Annotated in this window: 20 protein-coding genes; 11 read left to right on the top strand and 9 right to left on the bottom strand. The window is 71.3% G+C overall.

Annotated elements, in window-relative coordinates:
* Positions 1-91 precede the first annotated feature (91 nt).
* Positions 92-982, top strand: a complete 891-nt coding sequence (locus ACQEUU_RS36240; protein WP_433075103.1) for a carbohydrate kinase family protein — start codon at positions 92-94, stop codon at positions 980-982.
* Between the two features lie 18 nt (positions 983-1,000).
* Here ACQEUU_RS36240 and ACQEUU_RS36235 read toward each other — a convergent pair whose 3' ends face one another.
* Positions 1,001-3,088 (bottom strand): RecQ family ATP-dependent DNA helicase, encoded by a 2,088-nt coding sequence (locus ACQEUU_RS36235; RefSeq protein ID WP_433075100.1) that lies wholly within the window; start codon positions 3,086-3,088, stop codon positions 1,001-1,003.
* A gap of 148 nt (positions 3,089-3,236) precedes the next feature.
* Here ACQEUU_RS36235 and ACQEUU_RS36230 point away from each other — a divergent pair, with 148 nt between their 5' ends.
* Positions 3,237-5,729, top strand: a complete 2,493-nt coding sequence (locus tag ACQEUU_RS36230; RefSeq protein ID WP_433075097.1) for a DNA gyrase/topoisomerase IV subunit A — start codon at positions 3,237-3,239, stop codon at positions 5,727-5,729.
* Between the two features lie 102 nt (positions 5,730-5,831).
* Here the strand turns inward: ACQEUU_RS36230 and ACQEUU_RS36225 are convergent, their stop codons facing one another.
* The 3 genes from ACQEUU_RS36225 to ACQEUU_RS36215 form a co-directional block, all read right to left on the bottom strand.
* Positions 5,832-7,088: an FAD-dependent oxidoreductase gene (locus tag ACQEUU_RS36225; protein ID WP_433075094.1), complete on the bottom strand. Its 1,257-nt coding sequence runs from the start codon at positions 7,086-7,088 to the stop codon at positions 5,832-5,834.
* Positions 7,089-7,195: 107 nt separating this feature from the next.
* On the bottom strand, positions 7,196-7,558 hold the full coding sequence (locus ACQEUU_RS36220) for a VOC family protein (RefSeq protein WP_433075091.1): 363 nt from the start codon (positions 7,556-7,558) through the stop codon (positions 7,196-7,198).
* A 125-nt stretch (positions 7,559-7,683) separates the two neighbouring features.
* Positions 7,684-8,034 (bottom strand): hypothetical protein, encoded by a 351-nt coding sequence (locus ACQEUU_RS36215; protein ID WP_433075088.1) that lies wholly within the window; start codon positions 8,032-8,034, stop codon positions 7,684-7,686.
* Positions 8,035-8,178: 144 nt separating this feature from the next.
* On the opposite strand from ACQEUU_RS36215, the gene ACQEUU_RS36210 reads away from it, so the two are divergent.
* A complete protein-coding gene (locus ACQEUU_RS36210) occupies positions 8,179-8,670 on the top strand; it encodes a beta-class carbonic anhydrase (protein ID WP_433075085.1) in 492 nt (163 codons plus the stop codon).
* A 12-nt stretch (positions 8,671-8,682) separates the two neighbouring features.
* Here ACQEUU_RS36210 and ACQEUU_RS36205 read toward each other — a convergent pair whose 3' ends face one another.
* Positions 8,683-10,749 carry a DNA gyrase/topoisomerase IV subunit B gene (locus tag ACQEUU_RS36205; protein ID WP_433075083.1) on the bottom strand — a complete coding sequence of 689 codons (2,067 nt, stop codon included), beginning with the start codon at positions 10,747-10,749 and terminating at the stop codon, positions 8,683-8,685.
* A 247-nt stretch (positions 10,750-10,996) separates the two neighbouring features.
* Here ACQEUU_RS36205 and ACQEUU_RS36200 point away from each other — a divergent pair, with 247 nt between their 5' ends.
* Positions 10,997-11,227 (top strand): DUF7455 domain-containing protein, encoded by a 231-nt coding sequence (locus tag ACQEUU_RS36200; RefSeq protein WP_433075080.1) that lies wholly within the window; start codon positions 10,997-10,999, stop codon positions 11,225-11,227.
* A gap of 89 nt (positions 11,228-11,316) precedes the next feature.
* Here ACQEUU_RS36200 and ACQEUU_RS36195 read toward each other — a convergent pair whose 3' ends face one another.
* The gene (locus ACQEUU_RS36195) at positions 11,317-12,255 is read right to left on the bottom strand and encodes a GNAT family N-acetyltransferase (RefSeq protein ID WP_433075078.1); all 939 of its coding nucleotides are present in this window, start codon (positions 12,253-12,255) and stop codon (positions 11,317-11,319) included.
* A gap of 96 nt (positions 12,256-12,351) precedes the next feature.
* Here ACQEUU_RS36195 and ACQEUU_RS36190 point away from each other — a divergent pair, with 96 nt between their 5' ends.
* From ACQEUU_RS36190 to ACQEUU_RS36175, 4 genes are all read left to right on the top strand, one after another.
* The gene (locus tag ACQEUU_RS36190) at positions 12,352-13,701 is read left to right on the top strand and encodes an extracellular solute-binding protein (protein WP_433075075.1); all 1,350 of its coding nucleotides are present in this window, start codon (positions 12,352-12,354) and stop codon (positions 13,699-13,701) included.
* Between the two features lie 167 nt (positions 13,702-13,868).
* Positions 13,869-14,741, top strand: a complete 873-nt coding sequence (locus ACQEUU_RS36185; RefSeq protein ID WP_433075072.1) for a carbohydrate ABC transporter permease — start codon at positions 13,869-13,871, stop codon at positions 14,739-14,741.
* Positions 14,738-15,589 carry a carbohydrate ABC transporter permease gene (locus ACQEUU_RS36180; protein WP_433075069.1) on the top strand — a complete coding sequence of 284 codons (852 nt, stop codon included), beginning with the start codon at positions 14,738-14,740 and terminating at the stop codon, positions 15,587-15,589. The genes ACQEUU_RS36185 and ACQEUU_RS36180 overlap by 4 nt, the downstream gene beginning before the upstream one ends.
* A 32-nt stretch (positions 15,590-15,621) precedes the next feature.
* Positions 15,622-16,338 (top strand): YaaA family protein, encoded by a 717-nt coding sequence (locus tag ACQEUU_RS36175; protein WP_433075066.1) that lies wholly within the window; start codon positions 15,622-15,624, stop codon positions 16,336-16,338.
* Positions 16,339-16,416: 78 nt separating this feature from the next.
* On the opposite strand, the gene ACQEUU_RS36170 is transcribed toward ACQEUU_RS36175, so the two are convergent.
* The 3 genes from ACQEUU_RS36170 to ACQEUU_RS36160 all read right to left on the bottom strand — a co-directional run bounded on the left by ACQEUU_RS36170 (position 16,417) and on the right by ACQEUU_RS36160 (position 21,179).
* Complete coding sequence (locus tag ACQEUU_RS36170; RefSeq protein WP_433075063.1) at positions 16,417-18,081, bottom strand: RNA polymerase sigma factor; 1,665 nt, start codon at positions 18,079-18,081, stop codon at positions 16,417-16,419.
* 240 nt (positions 18,082-18,321) lie between these two features.
* Positions 18,322-20,415 carry a SpoIIE family protein phosphatase gene (locus ACQEUU_RS36165; RefSeq protein ID WP_433075060.1) on the bottom strand — a complete coding sequence of 698 codons (2,094 nt, stop codon included), beginning with the start codon at positions 20,413-20,415 and terminating at the stop codon, positions 18,322-18,324.
* Between the two features lie 194 nt (positions 20,416-20,609).
* A complete protein-coding gene (locus tag ACQEUU_RS36160) occupies positions 20,610-21,179 on the bottom strand; it encodes an HhH-GPD-type base excision DNA repair protein (RefSeq protein WP_433075057.1) in 570 nt (189 codons plus the stop codon).
* Positions 21,180-21,332: 153 nt separating this feature from the next.
* On the opposite strand from ACQEUU_RS36160, the gene ACQEUU_RS36155 reads away from it, so the two are divergent.
* The 3 genes from ACQEUU_RS36155 (at position 21,333) to ACQEUU_RS36145 (ending at position 23,957) form a co-directional block, all read left to right on the top strand.
* Positions 21,333-21,557, top strand: a complete 225-nt coding sequence (locus ACQEUU_RS36155; RefSeq protein WP_270153234.1) for a hypothetical protein — start codon at positions 21,333-21,335, stop codon at positions 21,555-21,557.
* A gap of 123 nt (positions 21,558-21,680) precedes the next feature.
* Positions 21,681-23,177, top strand: a complete 1,497-nt coding sequence (locus ACQEUU_RS36150) for a hypothetical protein (RefSeq protein ID WP_433075464.1) — start codon at positions 21,681-21,683, stop codon at positions 23,175-23,177.
* 9 nt (positions 23,178-23,186) lie between these two features.
* Positions 23,187-23,957 (top strand): thioesterase family protein, encoded by a 771-nt coding sequence (locus ACQEUU_RS36145; RefSeq protein ID WP_433075054.1) that lies wholly within the window; start codon positions 23,187-23,189, stop codon positions 23,955-23,957.
* Positions 23,958-23,961 lie beyond the last annotated feature (4 nt).

Raw genomic sequence — 23,961 nt, 5'->3', positions numbered from 1 at the left:
TCTCCGAGGTCCGCCCCACGAGCAGCCCCGAAGCTGTTAGTTTTGCCGTGGCCAGGGTCGATCGGTAGGCAGCAGGCAAGGTGGTGGCATCATGACGCGGGTCGTCGTGGTGGGCGATCTCATGACCGACGCGGTGGCGCGCGCCCGTTATGCGCTCGCCAGAGCGAGCGACACGCCCGCGGTCGTGACCATGCACGGAGGCGGTTCGGGCGCGAACATCGCCTCGTGGCTGGCGGTCGAGGGCGCCGAGGTGGCCTTCATCGGCCGCAGAGGCGCCGACATCACCGGCCGCAACCGCGACATGGAGCTGATGGGCTACGGCGTCGACGCCCGGCTCGTCATGGACCCGGAGCGGCCCACGGGCACCTGCGTGGTGCTCGTGACCCACAAGGGCGAGCGGACCATGCTCTCCGACCCCGGCGCCAACGCCGCGCTGGCGCCCGAGGACCTGCCGCGCGACCTGTTCGGCGGCGGCCACCTCCACCTGTCCGGCTACACGCTGATCAACGAGGGCTCGCGCGACGCGGGTCTGGCCGCGCTCGACATGGCGCGCCGCTCGGGGATGTCCATCTCCGTCGACTGCGCCTCCGCGGCCCCTCTGGAGCGTACGGGCGCCGAGCCGTTCCTCGAGTGGACCAGCGGCGCCAAGCTGCTGCTGGCCAACGCCGACCAGGCCAAGGTGCTGACCGGCCGCGACGACCCCGAGGCGGCGGCCAAGGTGCTGACCGCGTGGTTCCCCGAGGTCGTGATCAAGATGAACGCCGAGGGCGCGCTGTGGTACGGCAACGGCCGTCCCGAGCCGGTGCGGGCGGCGGCCGAGCCGGTCGACCGCATCGTCGACGGCACGGGCGCGGGCGACGCGTTCTGCGCCGGCTTCCTGCCGCCGTGGCTGGCGGGCAAGCCCCCGGCGGAGGCGCTGAGCTCCGGCTGCGGCCTGGCCTCCAAGGCGATCGTCCACCTGGGAGCCCGCCCGCGCCTGTGAGCGCCGGCGGGCCGCTGATCAGGACGCGACGGCCAGGGCCAGCGGAAGCACGCCCGGGGCCCCGGCGTGGCGGACCAGGGCGGCGCCGAGGGTCATCGTCCAGCCGGTGTCGACGCGGTCGTCGACCAGCAGCACCGGGCCGCCGCACGCCGCCACGGCCGCGCCCAGCTCCTTCGGCATGGCCAGCGTCGCCCGTACGGCCTGGACCCGCTTGGCGCTGTTGAACTGCCGGCCGGGCGGCCCTGACCGGTAGCCCAGCTCACCGAGGTAGGTCAGGCGACCGACCTGCGCCAGCCGCTCGCCGAAGGCGCGCACCAGCTGTGGCCTGGTCGAGGAGGGCACGCTCACCACGGCCACCGGCCGCTGCTTCCACTCCCACGCGGACAGCACCTGGACCACGGCCGCGAACATGTCGTCGGGCATCGGCCCGTCAGGGCCGTCGAACAGCTCGCGCAGCCGGTTGCCCCAGCCGATGTCGGTCAGCCGGCCGAGAGCCCGGCCGGGCTCGGCGCCGAGCTCGGGCTTGATCCGGCCGGACAGGTCGGGCAGGCCCGTCGGCCACTGCTTGCGCGGGTCGATCTCCACGCCGGGCCTGGCCAGCCGCTCGCGGGCGCGCTCGACGGCCGGGGCGGCGATGTCGGGCGAGCGGTGGCGGCCGGTGCAGTTGTCGCAGCGCCCGCACGGCCTGGCGGCCTCGTCGTCGAGCAGCTCGCGCAGGTAGTGCTCGCGGCAGCGGTCGGTGGTGAGGTAGCCCAGCATGGCCCGCTGCTCGGCCTCGCGCTCGGCGGCGATGCGGGCGTAGCGCTCCGTGTCGTAGGCCCACGGCTCGCCGGTGGCCTGCCAGCCGCCCTTGACCCGGCGTACCGCGCCGTCGACGTCGAGCACCTTGAGCATCATCTCCAGGCGGGTGCGGCTCAGGTCGACGGCGCTCTCCAGGGCGGGCGTGGACATGACGCCCCGCTCCTCCAGCGTCCGGAGCACGGTCCGGACGACCGGCTCGGGCGGGAAGGCCAGCGAGGTGAAGTAGGCCCAGATCTCGCGGTCCTCGACGCCTGGCAGCAGGATCACCTCGGCCCGCTCGACGCCGCGGCCGGCCCGGCCCACCTGCTGGTAGTAGGCGACCGGAGACTGCGGGGCGCCGACGTGGACGACGAACCCCAGGTCGGGCTTGTCGAACCCCATGCCGAGCGCGCTCGTCGCCACCAGCGCCTTGATCTTGTTGTCGAGCAGCGCCTCCTCGGCCGCCAGCCGCTCGGCCGGCTCGGTCTGGCCGGTGTAGGCGGCGACCTCGTGGCCCTGCTCCCGCAGGTAGCCGGCGATCTCGTGGGCGGCGGCGACGGTGAGGGTGTAGACGATGCCGGAGCCGGGCAGCTCGTGGAGCGTCTGCGCCAGCCAGGCCAGCCGCTGCTCGGCGGTGGGGAGCCGGACGACGCTCAGGTGGAGGCTCTCGCGCTCCAGCGGCCCCCGCAGGACCAGGGTGTCGTCACCCATCTGCTCGGCGACGTCGCGGGTGACGCGGGCGTTGGCCGTGGCCGTCGTGGCGAGCACGGGGATCCCGGGCGGCAGCTCGGCGAAGAGTGTGGCCAGCCTGCGGTAGTCAGGGCGGAAGTCGTGGCCCCAGTCGGAGATGCAGTGGGCCTCGTCGACCACGACCAGGCCGGCGCTCTCGGCCAGCTCGGGCAGGACGTGGTCGCGGAAGTCGGGGTTGTTGAGCCGCTCGGGGCTGACCAGGAGCACGTCGACCTCGCCGTCGGCGACCTGGCCGTAGATCTCCTCCCACGCCTCGGGATTGGCGGAGTTGATCGTCACGGCGCGGATGCCGGCACGCTCGGCGGCGGCGATCTGGTTGCGCATGAGGGCGAGCAGCGGCGAGACGATGACGGTCGGCCCCTCGTCCAGCGCGCGCAGCAGGGCGGTGGCCACGAAGTAGACGGCGGACTTGCCCCAGCCGGTGCGCTGCACGACCAGCACCCGCCGCCGGTCGACGACGAGCGCCTCGATGGCGGCCCACTGGTCGTCACGCAGCCGGGCGTGCTCGCCCGCCAGCGCCCGCAGCCTCTCCTCGGCCTGTTCGCGCAGCATCGCCGCGTCGGGGGCGTCAATCATGGGTCCCTTGTTACCAGGTCCGGCCGACGATTCCGAGCCGGGACGGCGGAACCGTGGGGAACTTCCTGGGCGTCCGTCCTCTTCACCGGGTCCCGAAGAGGGGCCTCTCCTGGGTCGGTGTCGCACGCACCTGCGTTTCTTCGGCACAATGTTCGACATGGCCCGACGCACCGCCGCACCCCCTCCCGAGGATTTCGAGGAACGCATCGTCGACATCGACGTGTCGTCCGAGATGCGCACCAGCTTCCTGGAGTACGCCTACTCCGTCATCTACCAGCGGGCGCTGCCCGACGCCCGCGACGGGCTGAAGCCGGTGCAGCGCCGCATCCTCTACTCGATGAGCGAGATGGGGCTGCGGCCCGAGCGGGGGCACGTCAAGTCCTCCCGCGTGGTCGGCGACGTGATGGGCAAGCTCCACCCGCACGGTGACAGCGCCATCTACGACGCGCTGGTGCGGCTGGCGCAGCCGTTCTCGATGCGGCTGCCGCTGATCGACGGCCACGGCAACTTCGGCTCCCTCGACGACCTCCCGGCCGCCATGCGCTACACCGAGGCCAGGCTGGCCCCGGCGGCGATGCTCATGGTGGAGTCGATCGACGAGGACACCGTCGACTTCAAGCCCAACTACGACGGGCAGGAGACCGAGCCGACGGTGATGCCGTCGGCCTTCCCCAACCTGCTGGTCAACGGCACCACCGGCATCGCGGTCGGCATGGCGACCAACATGGCGCCGCACAACCTGACCGAGGTCGTCGCAGCCGCCCGCCACCTGATCAAGAAGCCGGCCGCGACGCTCGACGAGCTGATGACGTTCGTGCCCGGCCCCGACCTGCCGACCGGCGGCACCATCATCGGCCTGCAGGGCGTCCGCGACGCCTACGAGACCGGGCGCGGCACCTTCCGCATGCGCGCCACCTGTACGGTCGAGCAGATCAACCCGCGCCGCAAGGGCATCATCGTCACCGAGCTGCCCTACAACGTCGGCCCCGAGCGCGTGGTCACCAAGATCAAAGAGCTGGTGACCAGCAAGAAGCTGCAGGGCATCGCCGACCTGAAGGATCTCACCGATCGGCACAAGGGCCTGCGCCTGGTCATCGAGATCAAGAACGGCTTCATCCCCGAGGCGGTGCTGGAGGAGCTCTACCGGCTGACGCCGATGGAGGAGACCTTCGGCATCAACAACGTGGCGCTGGTCGACGGCGAGCCGCGCACGCTGGGCCTGCGCGAGCTGCTCCAGGTGTACGTGAACCACCGGCTGGAGGTCGTCCGGCGGCGCTCGGAGTTCCGCCGCCGCAAGCGCGAGGACCGGCTCCACCTGGTCGACGGCCTCATCGTCGCGCTGCTCAACATCGACGAGGTCATCCAGGTGATCCGCGCCTCCGACGACTCGGCGCAGGCGCGCGAGCGGCTGATGAGCGTGTTCGACCTGACCGAGGTCCAGGCCGCCTACATCCTCGACACGCCGCTGCGCCGGCTCACCCGCTACGACAAGCTGGAGCTCGACCGCGAGAAGGAGACGCTCACCGAGGAGATCGCCGAGCTGACCGCGATCCTGTCGTCGGAGACCCGGCTGCGGCAGGTGGTCTCCGGCGAGCTGGCCGACGTGGCGAAGAAGTACGGCACGCCGCGCCGCACCGAGCTGCGCGAGGCCACCGGTCAGACCCGCACCCCCGTGGTGTCGCTGCAGGTGGCCGACGACCCGTGCCTGGCGCTGCTGTCGTCCACGGGCCTGCTCGCCCGCACCGCCGACGCCGGGGCGCTGCCCGGCGAGGGCGGCCGGTCGCCGCACGACGTGCTGGTCTCCGCCGTACGCACGACCGTGCGGGGCGAGGTCGGCGTGGTGACGTCGCGGGGCCGGCTGATCCGTGTCCAGGTGGTCGACCTGCCGACGCTGCCCGCCTCGGCCGCTCCGCCGTCGCTGTCGGGCGGCCATCCCGTCGCCGAGTACGTGTCGCTGGAGCCTGACGAGACCGTGGTCGGGCTGGGTTCGCTCGACCCGTCGGGGCCCGGCCTGGCGCTCGGCACCGCGCAGGGGGTGGTCAAACGGGTGGTGCCCGAATACCCCGCCAACCGTGACGACTTCGAGGTGATCACGCTCAAGGACGGCGACACGGTCGTTGGCGCGGTCGAGCTGGAGTCCGAGGAGCACGACCTGGTGTTCATCACCTCGCAGGCCCAGTTGCTGCGCTATCCGGCGTCGCTGGTCCGGCCGCAGGGGCGGCCCGCGGGCGGCATGACGGGCGTCCGCCTCGACGACGGCGCGCGGGTGATCTGGTTCGGCGCCGTCGACCCGTCCAGGCCCGCCCAGGTGGTCACCGTGGCGGGCTCCTCCACGGCCCTGCCCGGCACCCAGATCGGCGGGGGCAAGGTGTCCGACTACGCCGACTTCCCGGCCAAGGGCCGGGCCACGGGCGGGGTGCGCGCCCAGCGGTTCCTGAAGGGCGAGGACGTCCTGCTGCTGGCCTGGGCGGGCCCGGCTCCGGCCAAGGCGGTCTCCCCGGTGGGCAAGCCGGTGACGCTGCCGGACGAGATCGGCCGCCGTGACGGCTCAGGCGTCCGCCTCACCCACACCATCGGCGCGATCGGCGGCGCCCTCGGCTCCGGCCCCGCCCTCGAACCGTCCACGCCGCCCGAAGCCTGACCCGAGACCCGGGCTCACCCGTCCCGTGACCCCGGCCGGGCACCACCCGCCCGAGCGACGGGTCGGGTGGGTCTCCGCCCCTCCGGCGACCCTGTCGTACGGTCATCGGCGGGGCGGTTCATCCGTCGAGGGGATCCGCTCGGGGTCGCGGCGGGCGAAGGCCGGAGCGCGTTCGGGGCGGGGGCCGACGCCGACGAGGTAGGCGGGGACGTACGAGAGCGCGGGAAAGAGCCGCAGCAGCCGCACCAGGGGCGCGGGCGGGCCCGTCCAGGTGCCGCGCAGGACCCGTACGACGAGCGCCCGGTGCATCATCCGCTGGAGGGCCTGCACGGCGACCGTGGCGAACAGCCGGCGGGAGCGTACCCGGGCCAGGGCCTTCGGAGTCGGACGCCCGTGGCGGAGCGGGCCGGCGAGGAGCGTCGCGGCGGCGACCGCGTCCTGGACCGCCAGGTTGATGCCGACGCCGCCGACGGGCGACATGGCGTGAGCCGCGTCGCCGATGCACAGCAGCCCGTCGACGTGCCAGCGGTTGAGCCGGTTGAGCCGGACGTCCAGGTGCTTGACGTCGTCCATCGAGGTGAGGCCGGCCACCTCGCCGGCCAGGTCGGGTGCGGCGTCGGCGACCTCGCGGCGGAGCGGTTCGAGGCCGCGGGCCCGCAGCTCGCGGTCGAAGCCCTTGGGGCCGATGTAGCCGACCTGGAAGTGGGTCTCGCGGGGCAGGACGATGAGCAGCCGGTCGCCGGTGACGCGCGGGATGAGCGCCCCGAGGTCGTCCTCCTGGCGGCGCGGCAGCCGGAACCACCACACGTCGAACGGCACGGGCCGCTCCCTGACCCGCAGCCCGGCCTCCCGGCGGGCCACGGACCAGCGGCCGTCGCAGGCGAGGGTCAGATCGGCGCGGAGCTCTCCGTCCTGCCCGTCGGCGGTCCGGTAGCGCACGCCGGCGATCCGGCCGCGCTCGTGGATGAGGCCGGTGACCTCGGTGCGCATCCGCAGCGTGAAACCGGGCTCCTCACGGGCGGCGTCGGCGAGCAGGGTGAGCAGGTCCCACTGCGGGACCATCGCGATGTACGGATGACGCACCTTGAGCCGGGACAGGTCGCCGAAGACCACCCGGCGGTCACCGGCGGGGAAGGCGACCTCCGTGATGTGGTACTGGGGCAGGCGGGCGAAGCGCTCGCCCAGGCCGAGGGCGGCGAGCAGGTCGAGTGTCGAGGGGTGGACGGTGTCGCCCCTGAAGTCGCGCAGGAAGTCGGCGTGCTTCTCCAGCACCGTGACCTCGACTCCGGCCCGGGCGAGGAGCAGGCCGGCGACCATGCCGGCGGGGCCGCCCCCGATGATGACACAGCGTCCACCCATCACGACCACCAGATTTCATCATTCGTTGAATAATCTCATGATGCGCTTCCCGCCCGCCCACGTCAAGGAGCCCGCGCGGTGGTGGGACGGGGGCCGTCGTCAGATCGTCAGGCAGAACGGGTGTCCGGCCGGGTCGAGGAAGACCCTGAAGCGCCGCCGTCCTCGCTCGGCTGCACGGCCGCCTTGGTCGCGCCGAGCTCCAGCACCCGCTTCTCGGCCTCGTCGAGGTCGTCCACCTGCACGTCGAGGTGGAGTTGCTGCGGCCGCTCCCCCTCCGGCCAGGTCGGCGGACGGTAGTCCCGCACGAGCTGGAACGCCAGCCGGTCCGGCGAGCCGCCGTCACTCACCACCACCCAGCCGTCCTCTTCGACGGTGATCGGCCAGCCGAGCAGCCGCGAGTAGAACGAGCCCAGCGCCTTCGGGTCGGGGCAGTCGACGACCGTCGACCGAAATCGTGCGACGCCTTCCATGGATGCACCCCCCATGAGTGACGATCTCGCCATCCGGCGACGACAGCCTCCGTTACCCCGGGGTCTGCGCCACACACCTGCCGCCCGCCGAGGGCCGGGCACCCGGCCTGCCCGGGCTCCCGTCCCTAGTGAGGGGTGGTGCCGTACTCCTGGTCGTGCCGCTCCGGCACGGCGGTGATCGCGGCCGGGAGCGACAGCAGGAGCTCGTGCGGCTCCGCGCCCTCCCAGGCCCGGATCAGCCGGGTGCCGGCCTCGCCGGGATCGAACGCCTCGCAGCCGAGCGGCCCGTAGCAGCCGGCCTGGTCGAGCATGAGGATCAGCGGATCGTCCTCGGGCAGCCCGCCGGCGTAGGCGGCGGCGTCGAGCAGGGCCAGGGCGCGCCTGGCGTTGCGCCCGCCGTCGTCGGACTCCACTCGATCCAGACAGCGCCGGGCCTGGGCGCGGAGATACGCAGCGAGCGATTCGGACCTGCTCAAGACGACCTTCTTCGATCATGCACACGACGGGCTACTGAACCATCACGTTAAGTTAGCAGTGATCGCGCGTACTCGCCGACCTCCGGCCCAAGTTCACCACCCCCCGACGCATTGAGATCGAGGTCATGGGGGATCATCTGAGACATGGATGCGTTCGACGACCTGTTTGCCGCCAACGCGGAGTTCGCCCGCACCTTCGAGGGCTCCGACCTGACCGGACGCGCGGCGCGCGGCCTGGCCGTGGTCACGTGCATGGACTCCCGCATCGACCCGCTGGGCCTGCTGGGCCTGCAGCCGGGCGACGCGAAGATCCTCAGGAACGCCGGCGCCAGGGTCACCGACGACGTCCTGCGCACGCTCGTGCTGGCCGTCTACCTGCTCGGCGTGGAGCGTGTCCTGGTGATGCCGCACACCGACTGCGGCATGACCAAGGCCACCGACGCGGAGGTCTACCAGCTCACCCAGGACCAGGGGGTGGACACCCGGAGCCTGGAGTTCCACATGGTGCCCGACCAGGGTGAGGCGCTCCGGCACGACCTGACCCGCATCACGTCGTCGCCGTTCCTGCCGGCGGGCATGCCAGTGGCCGGCGCCATCTACGACGTGAAGACGGGCCGCCTGATCCCCGTAGACTGATCCCGGCGGAGGTCAGGCGTCGATGTGGTCGCGGTCGACCTCGGCCGCGCTCTTGACGATGAACTCGCGGCGCGGCGCCACGTCGCTGCCCATCAGCAGGCTGAAGATCTGCTCCGCCTCCTCGGCGACCTCGATGCGGACGCGCCGCAGGATGCGGTGGCGGGGGTCCATGGTGGTCTCGGCCAGCTGGTCGGCGTCCATCTCGCCGAGGCCCTTGTAGCGCTGGACCGGGTCCTTCCAGCGCTTGCCCCGGCGCTCCAGGTCGCGCAGGACCTTCTGCAGCTCCCCGTCGGAGTAGCAGTAGATGTACTTGTCCTTGCCGCGGCCGGGGTTGGTGAGCTCGATGCGGTGGAGCGGGGGGACCGCGGCGAAGACCCGCCCGGCCTCGACCATGGGCCGCATGTAGCGGTGGAAGAGCGTGAGCAGCAGGCAGCGGATATGAGCGCCGTCGACGTCGGCATCGGCCATGAGGATGACCTTGCCGTAACGGGCGGCGTCGAGGTCGAAGGAGCGGCCGGAGCCGGCCCCGACGACCTGGATGATGGCGGCGCACTCGGCGTTCTTCAGCATGTCGCTGACGGACGCCTTCTGCACGTTGAGGATCTTGCCGCGGATCGGCAGCAGGGCCTGGAACTCCGAGTCGCGGGCCAGCTTGGCGGTGCCGAGGGCCGAGTCGCCCTCGACGATGAACAGCTCGCTGCGGTCGACGGCGTCGTTGCGGCAGTCGACCAGCTTGGCGGGGAGCGCGGAGTTCTCCAGGGCGCTCTTGCGGCGCTGGTTCTCGCGGTGCTCGCGGGCGGCGATGCGGGCCTTGGCCGCGGCGACGATCTTCTCCAGCACCGCGCGCAGCGGCTGCTTGTAGCCGCGCGGCGGGTTGTCGAACAGCTCCTTGAGGTCGCGGCTGACGACGTGGGAGACGATGCGGGTGGCGGCGGAGGTGCCCAGGATCTCCTTGGTCTGGCCCTCGAACTGCGGCTCCGGCACGCGGACGGTGACGACCGCGGTGAGCCCTTCGAGGATGTCCTCCTTGGTGACGGGGTCGTCGCCGTTCTTGAGCAGGCGGGTCTCGCGGAGCTGCTCGTTGACCGTGCGGACGAGGCCGCGCTCGAAGCCGGTCACGTGGGTGCCGCCCTTGGGGGTGGCGATCACGTTGACGAAGGAGCGGACCGTGGACTCGTACCCCTTGCCCCAGCGCACGGCCACGTCGACGGTGAGCTCGCGCTGGACCTCGGTGGAGGTCATGTGGCCCTGGTCGTCGAGGACGGGCACGGTCTCGCGGAAGTGGCCCACCCCCTGCAGGCGCAGCACGTCGCAGACGGCCTCGTCGCGGGCGAGGAACTCGGTGAACTCGGAGATGCCGCCCTCGAACCGGAACTCGTCGCGGACCTGCTCCTCGTGGCGGCTGTCGATCACCACGAGGGTGAGACCGGGCACCAGGAAGGCGGTCTGGCGCAGCCGGACGTGGATCTCGTCGAGCGACACCTCGGCGTCGGGCAGGAAGATCTGCTTGTCGGCCCAGAAGCGCACGCGCGTGCCGGTGACCTTCGCCGGCAGCTTGTCGCCGTCGCGCAGGCCGGACTTCTTCTTGAACTTGGCGCCCGGCCCAGGCCCGTCGAACACGCCGGGCACGCCGCGCCGGAAGCTGATCTCGTGGACCTTGCCGTCACGGTCGACCTCGACGTCGAGCCGCGCCGACAGGGCGTTGACCACGGAGGCGCCCACGCCGTGGAGGCCGCCGGAGGCGGTGTAGGAGCCGCCGCCGAACTTGCCGCCCGCGTGGAGCTTGGTGTAGACCAGCTCGACGCCGGCCAGGCCGCTCTTGGGCTCGACGTCGACCGGGATACCGCGGCCGTTGTCGCGCACCTCGATGGAGCCGTCCGCGTGCAGCTCGACCTCGATGCGGTCGCAGTGACCGCCCAGCGCCTCGTCCACGCCGTTGTCGACGATCTCCCAGAGGCAGTGCATCAGCCCGCGGCTGTCGGTGGATCCGATGTACATCCCCGGGCGCTTGCGGACGGCCTCGAGGCCCTCAAGCACCGAGAGGTGACGAGCCGTGTAACCCGCCTCCACTAGCGTCACTCCAGCCCTCCGGGTCTATCGTTCGAACACCTGTGCGCAGCTTACCGTTCTTCCCTCACGCACGCGTACAAGCTTGCCATGGCGCCATGTTTGCCGTTACCAGCAGGGTGATCCCCATTACTTTCGGACACATTCCGCTCTGGGCGTAGAGACCTGTGGGTTGGGAACGTCCACGTCCGGTTAGATGTTGTTCCAAGTGACTGACGCCAGATCCTCGCTTCGGCGGGGGTGACCCGAAAGGCGATACGTGACTGGAGCTCTTGCCCCCGTTAAGCCGCTGACGGCCCTCGACCGCTGCGACCGTTGCGGTGCCCAGGCGTACATTCGCGCGACCCTGCCGGTAGGTGGGGAGCTGTTGTTCTGCGCCCACCATGGGCGTAAGCACATCGTGGCGCTGCGCGAGAAGGGTGCCGACATCCTGGATGAGTCGGCTCGACTCAGCGAAACACCGAAGATGGCCGCCAACGACGAGCGCTGACGCGCTTGCCGTGATGACATAACCACATATATCTCGACAGGACGGCGACCCCGGGACTCCCGGGGTCGCCGTCCTGCGTCCAGACCGCCTCACGCGCCCGCCCCCCGCACCCCGCCGTCCCCGCGCGGACCGGGAGGCGTCCGCACGTCCCTCGCGGGCCGGACGGCGGCTTCCGGTCCCCTCCGGGGCCGCGCGACGTCCACCGTCCCCTCGCCGGCCGGACGGCGGCTCCCGGTCCCCTCGCGGGCCGCGCGGCGGCTCACCGTCCATCGCGGTCTGCGCCGGAGTCGCGCCGGCCGCCCAGGCCCGGTGAGGACCCCCGCGTCCGCCGCCGGCCCGGCCCGGTAGTGGTAGTGGCCCTTCGGCTCCAGGCCCTCGCTCTCGTAGAGCGCCCGCGCGGCCGCGTTGCGCTCCGTGACCGCCAGGTACGCGCCAGGCGCCCCGCCGGCGGCGGCCAGGGCGCGCAGGACGGCCCTGGCCAGCCCCCTGCGGCGGGCCGCGGGAGCCGTCGCCACGCAGAAGATCCCGAGCGTGTCGCCCTGCGGCACGCCCCGGCCGACCGCGACCGGGACACCGCCCTCCTCGACAGCCGCGTAGAGCGCCGGCACACCCGTCAGGATCCGCTCGGCCGCCTCCAGCCCACCGGCACGGCCGCCGTCGACCTCCCACCACGTCTCCAGCCAGTCGCGCCAGGGCCGCGGCTCGACGCGTACCGGCGCCGACGGCTCGCCCCTGATCGCGCCCGCCATGACGACGGTGGGGTCCACCAGCGCGTACCCGCGCGCGTCCAGCGCGCGGTCCAGGCCGGGCGACGCGGCGGCGCCGATCGAGAAGACGCACGGCGCGCCGCGCTCGGCGTAGAAGGCCTCGGCGGCGGTGATCGCGGCGTCCAGGTCGTCCGCCGGTCCCGTCGCCAGGACCGAGTTGGCCCGCTTCGTCACGCCTCCCGCGTACCGCAGCACCCAGCCGCCGAGCGCCCGCCGCTCCCAGGCCGGCCACGCCTCGTGCACGAGAAGATCGGCGTCCATCCGGGCAGCCTAGCTGACCTGCACCGCCCGGCACGTTTGACCGACCCCTTTCCCGGTAAGGCGCTCGACCAGTCAAAGGCCGTGAAAGGGGTAGCCATGTCCCGTTCAACGGGCGCCGTCGTCGTGGCCGGCATCCTCGTCCTTTCCTCGTGCGGCGGAGTCGGCGGAGGGGGCGGAGGAGGTGGTGGCGACGGCCGGACGGCCGGGCAGGCGCTCACCACGATGGGCTTCGGCCTCCCCGACGAGATCGCCTCCGTCCGGGTGGACCTGTTCAAGAAGGCGAATCCGCAGGTCACGGTCAACATCAACGAGGGCGCGTTCGACGAGCAGGCCTTCCTTTCGGCCGTCGCCGCGGGGAACCCGCCGGACGTGGTCTACCTGTCGCGCGACCGCATCGGCAGCTACGCCGCCCGCGGCGCCATCCAGCCGATCGACGCGTGCGTGTCGCGCGAGTCGATCCCGGCCGGCGACTACTACCCGGCCGCGCAGGCGCAGGTCAAGTACGGGGGCTCGTGGTACGGCATCCCCGAGTTCTACAACTCCGTCGTGCTGATCGTGAACGACAAGGCGGCCGAGGACGCGGGGGTCGACCCGGCCTCGATCGACACCTCCGACTGGGACGCCCTCGGCCGCCTGGCCGAGAAGATGTCCAGGACCGACGGCGGCAGGATCGAAAGGTTCGGGTTCAACCCCAAGCTGCCCGAGTTCCTCCCCCTGTGGGCCAAGGCCAACGGCGCCGACCTCCTGTCCGCCGACGGCCGCACCGCCGCGCTCGACGACCCCAAGGTGGTCGAGGCCCTGCGGTACACCCACGACCTGGTGGAGCGGCAGGGCGGCTGGAAGCGGCTCAAGGCGTACGTGGACACCTGGGACTTCTTCGGCGCCGAGAACCCGTTCGTCAAGGACCAGGTCGGCATGATGCTGAGCGAGCAGTTCCTGGTCAGCTCGATGGCCGGGAGCAGCCCCGACGTCGGGATCACCGTGCTGCCGTTCCGCGACAGGCGGGGCGAGCCGGTCAACTACGTCGGCGGGAACGCCTGGGTCGTCCCCAAGGGCGCACGCAACCCGGAGGCGGCCTGCCGCTGGATGAAGACGATGACCGCCGCCGACACCTGGATCGCCGCTGCCAGGGCCCGCCAGGACAAGCGGGCCCAGGAGGGCAAGGTCAACATCGGCACCTACACCGGGAACGCCAAGGCCGACGAGACGATCTTCGGCGAGGTCGTCCGGCCGAGCGGCAGGAAGCCGTTCGACGACGCGGTCAAGGTCATCCGCGAGGTGCAGCCGGTCGGGTTCGCGGTGCCGCAGTCGGCCGCGGCGGCGGAGTTCAAGAAGGCGTGGGAGGACGCGGGCATCCGCGTGCTGCTGGAGGGGCAGGCCCCGGCCGAGGCGCTGGAGCAGGCCCAGTCCGAGGCGCAGAAGGCCATCGACGAGGCCGGGTCGTGACGACGCCGGGACCCGTGTCCGGGCGGAGTCCACGGCCCGGATTACCCCGGGCTTCCGGGCGGGACTCACGACGCGGTTCACGACGGGCTTTCGGGCGGAGCTCCGGGCGTGACTCAGGGCGCGGTTCCGGGCAAGGGCTCGGGCGGGGTGAGACCCGGTGGGCGTATGTGTTCGTGCTGCCCTGGCTGATCGGCCTGGTGGTCTTCCAGCTCGGCCCGATGATCGCCAGCCTGGTGCTGTCGTTCACCCGGTACGACCTGATCTCCAGCCCTGTCTGGGCCGGGACGGACAACTACGCGCGGCTGGCGCAGGACCCGAAGGTCGCCAGGGCCATCGGCAACACGGTGTTCTACACGGTGCTGCACGTGCCGCTGGCGATCGTGCTCGCCCTGGCCCTGGCGCTGATGCTCGACCGGCTCGGCGGGCGCGGCGCCGGCGTCTTCCGGACGATCTTCTACCTGCCGTCGATGACCCCGTACGTGGCGGTCGGGGTGCTGTTCCTGTTCCTGCTGAACGGCCAGGCGGGCATGGTGAACCAGTTCCTCGCGCTGTTCGGCGTGGAGGGGCCGCAGTGGACCACGGACCCTGACTGGATCCTGCCGGGCATCGTCCTGATGTCGCTGTGGAACCTGGGCTCCACGACGATCATCCTGTTCGCGGCGTTGCGCAACGTGCCGGCCGAGCTGTCGGAGGCCGCGATGATCGACGGGGCCGGGTCGTGGGCCCGGTTCCTGCGGATCACGCTGCCCATGATCAGCCCGGCCCTGTTCTTCGTGCTGATCATCAACACGATCTCTTCGCTGCAGATGTTCGACCAGGTGTACGCCATGTTCTTCGGCAACCAGGTCACCCAGCAGTCGTCCGGCGACGCGGCCCTGTTCTACGTCGTCTACCTGTTCCAGCAGGCGTTCCAGTTCCTGCACATGGGCTACGCCTCGGCGCTGGCCTGGGTGCTGTTCCTGGTGATCGCGCTGATCACGTTCGTGCAGTGGCGGGTGGGCGGCCGGCTCGTCCATTACGAGGGCGGGGAGCGGGCATGACGGCGCCGGACCGGAGCCGGGGCGGCGCGGGCCGGGTGTTCTTCCTGATCATGCTGGCCGCCGCCTCGACGATCTTCCTGTACCCGTTCGTGTGGCTGGTCGTCGCCTCGCTCAAGCCGCGCGCGTACACCTTCGCCGACCCGTTCGTCCCCTGGCCCGACCCGTTCGCGCCGGAGAGCTACCTGGCCGTGTGGCAGGCCGCGCCGATGCTGGCCTGGCTGGTGAACACCCTGGTCGTGGGCCTGGCGGCGGCGGCGTCCGTGACGTTGTCGAGCGCGTTCGTGGCCTTCGGGTTCGCCTACTTCCGCTTCCCCGGGCGCAATCTGATCTTCGCGAGCGTGCTGGGGACGATGATGCTGCCCGCGGCGGTGACGCTCGTGCCGACCTACCTGATCTGGAACGCCGCCGGGCTCACCGGCACCCAGGTGCCGCTGTGGGCGGGCAACCTGTTCGGGTCGGCGTTCTACATCTTCCTGCTCCGCCAGTTCCTGCTCGGCGTGCCGAGGTACGTGTTCGAGGCGGCGCGCGTGGACGGCGCGTCGTACCTGGACCTGTTCTGGCGGATCGCGCTGCCGCTGGCCAGACCGGCGCTGATCATCGCGTTCGTCTTCGAGCTGAAGGCGAGCTGGTTCGACCTCATGAAACCGCTGATCTACCTGCAGGATCCGATGCTCTACACGCTGCCCAGAGGGCTGAAGGCCATCGTCGACCAGTTCTACCAGGGCGGCGACCCGAAGTGGGAGATCGTGCTCGCGGCCGGCGTCATCACGACCCTGCCGCTGATCGCGATCTTCTTTCTCGGCCAGCGGTACTTCGTGCGCGGCATCGCCACGACAGGCCATCGCTGACCTGCGCCGATGCCCCGGTAAGCTGCGCTCTTGTGCTGATTGTGCTGCCTCCGTCGGAGGGCAAGGCCCCCGCGGGCGACGGGCCGCCCGTCGCCGGCCTGTCCTTCCCGAAGCTGGACCGGCCCCGCGAACGGGTGCTCAAAGCCCTGCTCCGGGCGTCCCGCCGCCGGGACGCCCTGGACGTGCTCGGCCTCTCCCCCGGCCAGGCGTCCGAGCTCGCGAAGAACCTGGAGCTCAGGACGGCGGGCACGCTCCCGGCCGCCGGGCTCTACACCGGGGTGCTGTACGACAACCTCGCCCCGGGCGAGCTCTCCCCCGAGGCGCGGGCCAGGGCCGAGGAGAGCGTGCTGATCTTCTCGGGCCTCTGGGGCGTGGTGCGGCTCTCCGACCGCATCCCGCCCTACCGGCTGGCCATGGGGGTCAGCCTGCCGCCTGTCGGGCCGCTGGCGGCCTTCTGGCGGCCTTTCCTCACGCCGGAGCTCGATCGGCTACCGGGGCTGGTGGTCGACCTGCGCTCGTCGGCGTACGCGGCCGCCTGGCGGCCGGGCCCCCGCGGCGTGTCCGTACGGGTGCTCAAGGCCGGCAAGGTCGTCAGCCACATGGCCAAGGCCACCCGCGGCGAGGTCGCCCGGCGGCTCCTGGAGAGCGGCCTCACCCCGGAGACCCCGGACGAGCTGGTCAAGACCCTGGAGGACCTCGGCTACCGGGTCACCCTCACCGGCGGCAGACTCGACGTCCACCTCCCCTGACCCGGAAAACCCGGGGAGGCCCGGGAAAGCGGAAAGGGCACGGCCCGCGAGGGGCCGTGCCCTTTCCGGGCGCGTCACCTAATCCAGGTAGTCGCGCAGAACCTGCGAACGGGACGGGTGGCGAAGCTTGGACATGGTCTTCGACTCGATCTGCCGGATGCGCTCACGCGTCACCCCGTAGACCTTGCCGATCTCGTCCAGGGTCTTCGGCTGCCCGTCGGTGAGGCCGAAGCGCATGGACACCACGCCGGCCTCGCGCTCCGACAGGGTGTCGAGCACCGAGTGGAGTTGCTCCTGCAGCAGCGTGAAGCTGACCGCGTCGGCCGGGACGATGGCCTCGGAGTCCTCGATGAGGTCGCCGAACTCGCTGTCGCCCTCCTCGCCCAGCGGCGTGTGCAGGGAGATCGGCTCGCGACCGTACTTCTGGACCTCGACCACCTTCTCGGGGGTCATGTCGAGCTCGCGGGCCAGCTCCTCCGGGGTCGGCTCGCGGCCGAGGTCCTGCAGCATCTGCCGCTGGACGCGGGCCAGCTTGTTGATCACCTCGACCATGTGGACCGGGATGCGGATGGTCCGCGCCTGGTCGGCCATGGCCCGGGTGATCGCCTGCCGGATCCACCAGGTGGCGTAGGTGGAGAACTTGTAGCCCTTGGTGTAGTCGAACTTCTCGACCGCGCGGATCAGTCCCAGGTTGCCCTCCTGGATCAGGTCCAGGAAGAGCATGCCGCGGCCGGTGTAGCGCTTGGCCAGGGAGACCACCAGGCGGAGGTTGGCCTCCAGCAGGTGGTTCTTGGCCCGGCGGCCGTCCTCGGCGATCCATTCGAGCTCGGCGCGCACGTCGACCGGGAGCCCCTCGCCGTCGCTGGCCAGCTGCTCCTCGGCGAACAGGCCCGCCTCGATGCGCTTGGCGAGCTCGACCTCCTGCTCGGCGTTGAGCAGAGGGACCTTGCCGATCTGCTTGAGATAGTCCTTGACCGGGTCGGCGGTCGCGCCGGCGGCGGCGACCTGCGGCACGGGGGCGTCGTCGTCATCGTCGGAAAGGATGAGGACCTCGTCCTCGTTCTTCTCCTTGACCACCACGACCGCGTCGGCCTTCGGCTCGTCGTCGGTGTCGTCAGTCTCGGTCTCGGTCTCGGTCTCGGAGTCGCCCTCGGCGACGATCTCCTCGTCCTCGACCTCGAGGTCTTCGAGGTCCTCCAGCTCCACGTCGCCGTCGAGCTCGATGTCGTCGTCGTCGACCTCGGACTTGGGGCCCTCGGGGGCCTTGGGCTTGGTCTCGGCAGGCCCAGCGCTCTCGGGCTTGGCCTTCTTGGCGGGCACGCTCTTGGCAGGGGCCGGCTTCTTGGCCGCCGGGGCGGCCTTCTTGGCAGGGGCCGGCTTCTTCGGCGCGGGCTCGGCTTCGGTGGTGCCGACGACCGCGGTCACGGTCTCCGGCTGCTGCTCCTTGGCGGCCGCCGCCGTCTTGCTCTTGACGGGCGCGGCGGTCTGGCGCTTTGCTGAACCTCGAGACTTCTTCTTCGGCGCAGCCGAATCCGCGGCGGTCACCACCACGGTCACGCCCTCTTTGCTGAGGTTCCGCAAGAACGCGGCGGCGTGCGACATGGGGATGTCCGCCTCCTCGAAGGCCTGACGGACATCCTCAGACTCGAGGAAACCCTGCGAGCGCCCACGCTCGAGCAGTCGCTGAATGACGGGCTCGTTCAGCTCTTGTAGCTTCGAGCGAGTCGAACTTGCAGGCGACACGAACACCTCTCGAACGAACGCGTGGCGACAATGGACCCAGATGCCCGCTGGGGGCTGTTGCCTCTCTCGGAGATCGGTGAGGCCGTGCGAAGCGCTACGGACCTTCCAGCATTCTGGCACGCCCTAGCACTCCATACGGCCACCTCCCGGCGGTTGTCCTCCACCCTAGGCCGACCGAGAGAGTAGTGCGTACGCAAGGGCGGCACTGATACCCGAAAGCAACCCTTATGACTGATTCATTCAGTCACTCTTGGTGATGGCGGGGACGTGAATAGCTAGGGCCGTAACGTCATCGTCCTGTTCATATCCTGACAACATCCCATCCACCAGGAAGTCCAGCAGCATGTGGGGATCCGTGACCACCTCAGGCGGGGCTTCGGTCACAACACTGCAAATCTCTGCCAAACCGGCGTCCAATCCGCGTTTGCGGTTCTCCACCAGGCCGTCTGAGTAGAGCACGGCGGTGTGTCCCGGCGGCACCACGAACCGGAACTGACGGCGGCTGGTCGGCCAGCCCAGCGGCGTGCCGGGTTCGGCGTCGCACAGGATGGCGGTGCCCTGCGGCGAGACCAGCACGGGCGGCGGGTGGCCCGCGAGCGCGAGCGTGCCCTCGCCGGTGGCCGGCTCGACGACCATGTAGGCGAGGGTCGTGACCTGGTCGTCCTCCTCGGTGGCGTCGAAGACCCGGTCGAGGCCGGTCAGCACGGCCGCGGGCGGCGGGTTGGTCAGCGCCAGCGCCCGCATGGCGTTGCGGATGCGGCCCATCCCGGCCGCCGCCTTGACGCCCTTGCCCATGACGTCGCCCACGACCGCCGCGACCCGGCCGTCCTGCAGCACGAACGCGTCGTACCAGTCGCCGCCGACCTGCACGTGGCGGCTGCCGGAGCGGAACCGCTGGGCCAGCTGAAGGCCCCTGACCACGGGCAGGTGGTCGGGCAGCAGGCTGCGCTGGAGCGTCTCGGCGGTGCGGTGCTCGCGCTCGAACAGCGTCGCCCGCTCGACCGCCAGCGCGCACTGGCCGGCCAGCGCCTCCAGGAAGACGCCGTCCTCCTGCGAGATCTTCTGCGGCCTGGTGAACGAGAACCGCAGCGCGCCCAGGGCCCGGCCCGCGGCCAGCAGCGGCAGGCCCACCCAGGCCTGCTCGTCGCTGTTGGCGAGATAGCGGGCCAGCACCTTCTCGTCGCCGCCGGCCTCCAGGAGCTGCATCTTGAGCATCACCGGCGACTCGGCGAAGACCGGCCTGCGGCTGTTGACGGCCATGGTCATCACGCTGGAGTGGGACAGCGGGATCTCCTCGCCGGAGGAGCCGGACGCCTCCGGGATGCCCTCGCCGTTGATCAGCTTGAGCGCGGCGCGGTCGGTGTCGAGCAGCGCGACGGCGGACCGGTCGGCGGCCAGGGCGGTGCGGCCGACGTCGATGATGACCTGCACGACCTGCTCGACCGTCAGCGCCTCGGCGAGCTGGGCGGTGGCGCCCTGGAGCCGCGCGGTGCGCAGGGCGGCGGCGCCGAGCTGGTCGGTCAGCCTGCCGCGCATCTCCTCGGCCTCGCGCTGCGGGGTCACGTCGGTGTTGGCGCCGACCCACTCGACCACCCGGCCGTGCCGGATGATCGGCACGGCGCGCACCTCGAAGTGGCGGTAGCCGCTGGCGCGGGTGCGCACGCGGTAGTTCCACTCGAACATGGTGCGGCCGCGCAGCGCCTCCTTCCACGCCTCCTCGGTGGCCTGGCGCTCGTCGGGGTGGACGACGTCCAGCCAGCCGTAGGCGAGGTACTCCTCCAGCCCCTGGCCGGTGATGGCGCGCCACTGTGGCGCGTCCTCGGCGACCGTGCCGGTGGGCGTGGTGATCCACACCAGCTGGGACTGGGCCTCGACCAGCGAGCGGTAGCGCTCCTCGCTGCGGCGCAGGTCCTCCTCGATCTGGTGGCTCTCGGTCACCTCCAGCCCGACCAGTGTGACGGCCCGCAGGTCGCCGGCGTCGTCGTGGATCGGCGAGAACGACATCGACCAGTGACGGTCGGAGCCTTCGGACGAGCGTACGCGCAGGCGCCGCTCCGCGACCGGGCCGTCGCTCTCGACGACGGCCTGGACGCCCTGCGTGACGGCCTGGCTGAGGTCGGCGGCGAGCGCCTCCGCCGGGACGCGGCCGATCAGCCGGTCGGCGGGCACGCCGACGAGATCGCTGAACACGTCGTTGACCCGCTGGACGCGGCCGTCGACGTCGAAGAAGGCAAAGGCGAACTCTGCCTCGGACAGCAGGCCCTTCAGGAGGGCGGAGTCTGAGATGTCCACATCCGACTCCCGGGGACGGGGAACGGAGGTCTCGGCGCTCATGGTCCGTACCTCCGTCGCGTGCCAGGGTCTCCCACGCGGCACATCTCCATAATCGTGTATCGGCGTAGCGCAGCTCCGGGCGACCGGATTCTGCAGTACATCATCGGCGATGGGCAGGCGCGGACGGAAGCCCCGGCCGCCATACGGTCAACGCATCCTGTCAAAATCGCTCCACGTTGCGCAGCAAGATCAGGCTACTCGGCCTTCGCCGCCTGCTTGGCAGCCTGCTTGTAAGCTCGCACTCTCGCCAGGCTGTCGGCGTCGACCACATCCGCCACCGATCGGTAGGACTCCTTCTCGCCGTACGCGCCGGCCGCCTCGCGCCATCCTGGCGGCCTGACCCCCAGTTGCTTGCCGAGCAATGCCAAAAAAATCTGAGCCTTCTGCTTGCCGTATCCCGGCAGAGCCTGCAGGCGTCCGAGCAACTCTTTGCCGTCGGCGGCGTCGGCCCAGATGAGCTCGGCCTTGCCGTCGTAGTGCGCCACGAGGTAGGCCGCGAGCTGCTGCACCCGGGCCGCCATCGCCTTGGGATAGCGATGGACGGCCGGCTTCTGGGCGAGCAGGGCGGTGAACGCCTCGGGGTCATAGGAGGCTATCTCCTCCGCGGTCAGATCGTGCCCCAGCCGCTCGGAGATCGTGTGCGGACCCGTGAACGCCCACTCCATCGGCACCTGCTGGTCGAGCAGCATGCCGACGAGCAGGGCGAGCGGGCTGCGGCCGAGGAGCTCATCGGCCTCGGCCCGCTGCGTGAGCTGGATACGCATGCAGACAGCTTCGCACGAAAGCCGCCGCCGAGAAGCGAACACAGTCGCCTCGGGGCCTTGACAGTGTCGCGATAAAAGATGAAATGAGAGCGCAAGTCGCCTGCGTCCACTCCTGGGGGTTTGCCCCTGGGCCTGCAGAGGAATCTGACACCTATGCTCGCTCTGGCCACACGCCTCCTGCGGGAGCCGGTCAGTCTACGGCTGGCCGAAGAGTTCCTCACCGTGCCGGTGGACACCATCGACCGGTGTGTCGCCGACGTGTGCGCGTGCGCGCAGCACCTCGGCATCACGGCGACGCCCGAGATCGTCGAGCGCGTCGCGCGTGAGCATCTGCTCGCCATCGTCAACTCCGCACCGCCGCCGCGAACCCATCGATAACATCGGAGTCATCAGGCCGCGTTCTACGCACCGTTTGCGCCTGGAATGCGAGAGAGTGAGGGCGTGCGCCGACACCGACGAGACCCCCGGGAGAGCATTCCGCCTGACGACGTCTTCCAGGAGATGGTCCAGGCCGCACGCGAACTGCTCGCGGTGCGGAGCCCGCTCGACGCGGAGCTGATGGTCTCCGACATGATCGGCGCCTGGTGGGGCAGGCGCGTCAGGGGCGGCGACGTCGAGCAGGTGCTCGGTGAAGGGCTGGTCGACTACGCCGCCAAGGCCGGCACACCGGCCTCGCTCACCCTGCTCATCTGCCTGGCCTACCTCGGCACCGCCCGTCAGGGCGCGAAGGCGGAGGGCGCGGCGCTGGCGATGATGGAGTCGGGCGTGGCCAGGCCCGGCTGGGCCGACCGGGTGGGCGCCGTCAAGCCGACCGGCTGTTACGTCTCCCGCGACGCCTACGGCGACCAGGACACGGTGATCTGCACCTTCGCCTACCGGTGGAGCGGCGACGGGCCAGGCGACCAGCGCGACCGCCACGCCCTGGTGATGGTGGTCGACTACAACATGTCCGGCATGGCGCGCGACGCCTGGGTGTCCTCGCAGGTCGGCAAGCTGCTGGAGCAGGCCGAGGCCGAGGCGGCGGGCAACCCGATGCTGCTGTTCGAGGAGATCGAGCCGCAGCAGGCCAGGGCGCTGCTGGAGTCGGCCATGAAGGCCACCGGCGAGCCGAAGAAGACGCCGCCGGTCAGCGACAGCTACAGCGCCTACCACGCCTTCGCCCGGGCGCGGCTGAAGGCGCTGCCGCCGGGGCGCAAACGGCCGGCGCCGCTGCACATCGAGGCTCCGTACAACCGGGAGCGCCGGGCGATGCTGGCGGCGGAGTTCCTCGCGTCCGACGACGCCGAGCACCTGTCGGACCCGTCGGCCGCCTCCCGGTGCGCCGACCACATCATCGACTACGGGTGCGACCTGGACTTCAGCAGGCCGCTGCGGGTGAGCCCGACCAAGTGCGAGACGTTCCTGCTCGACTGGCTGCCGCGCAAGGTGATGCTGTCGGAGGCTGAGCAGGAGGCGATGCCGCACGTGCTGGCCGCGTGGGCGCGTTTCGCCGCGCACCGCACGGGCCTGCCCGACGAGGGGCTGAAGGCCACGCTCGACGCGGTGTGGGAGGCGACGGGCAAGTTCCCCGAGGCCTACCGCGACCCGGCCTCGTTCGGGCTGGACCGGCCCCTGCTGGAGCGGCTGCTGCCGGACGGCGACCTGTCGGCGCTGGCCAGGCGGGTGTTCGCGTTCCCGTTCCTGCAGGGCTCGCACAACGGGGTCGATCTCGACCGGCTCAACCCCGCCGACGAGGCCGACCGGCGGGTGCTGCTGGAGATCGACCACGTGGGCGGCATCGACCGCGAGCACCTCGCCTGGCACGAGGAGATCGCCACCCGGCTGTGGGAGGGCGACCCGCCGCAGCTGTGGGAGGCCGCCCAGCGCCTGCTGGACCTCGGCCACGACCGCCACGACGTGCTGCACGTGCTGATCGAGATCGCCGAGCGGATCGGCGGCGACCCGGACGAGCTGGCCGCCGCCCTCGACGACATCGCGGACATCCCCGACGAGATCTAGGGTGCCCGTATGGCGATGTACGTCCCGTTGAGTGAAGGGCGCTACCGCGCGACCGAGCACACCCAGGGCCCGTGGGACCCGGGCACGCAACACCTGGGCCCGGTCACCGCCCTGATCGTGCACGAGCTGGCCAGGACCGCCCCCAGACCGGGGCTGGAGCCGGCCAGGCTCGCCGTCGACGTGTTCGGCCCGGTGCCGGTGGCCGACCTGACGGTCCGCACCGAAGTGCTGCGCGACGGCAAGCGGGTGCAGTGCCTGGCCGCCTCCGTCTCCGCCGGTGGCCGCGAGTACGTCCGGGCCACCGCCTGGCGCATCCGCGAGGCCCCCACGCCGGCCACCCCCGTCGAGCCGCCGCCCCTGCCCGCGTCGGAGAGCGAGCCGACGTGGCTGACGACCGGCTTCGGGTACGGACGCGCGACCGAGTGGCGTTTCACCCGCGGCAGCGCGACGGAGACCGGCCCCGCCATCGCCTGGGGCCGGTCGCGGGTGCCGCTGGTGGCCGACGAGGAGCTGACCCCGCTGGAACGGCTGGCGCTGTTCGCCGACAGCGGCAACGGCATCAGCTACGCGCTCGACTTCGACACCCACGTGTTCGTCAACGTCGACCTGGTCATCTCGCTGTACCGGACGCCGGAGGGCGAGTGGATCTGCATGGACGCGGAGACGGTGGTCGGCCCGTCCGGGCGCGGCCTGACACGCTCCACCCTGTACGACAGCGCCGGCGAGGTCGGCTCGGCCTCCCAGACCCTGTTCGTCGCGCCGCGCGAGACGCCCCGATGAGCGT

It is taken from the genome of Nonomuraea sp. CA-218870 (assembly GCF_050936535.1).
GTDB lineage: Bacteria > Actinomycetota > Actinomycetes > Streptosporangiales > Streptosporangiaceae > Nonomuraea > Nonomuraea corallina.
Note: the sequence above shows the minus strand (reverse complement) of the source record. Positions and strands in the feature narration are given on the sequence as shown.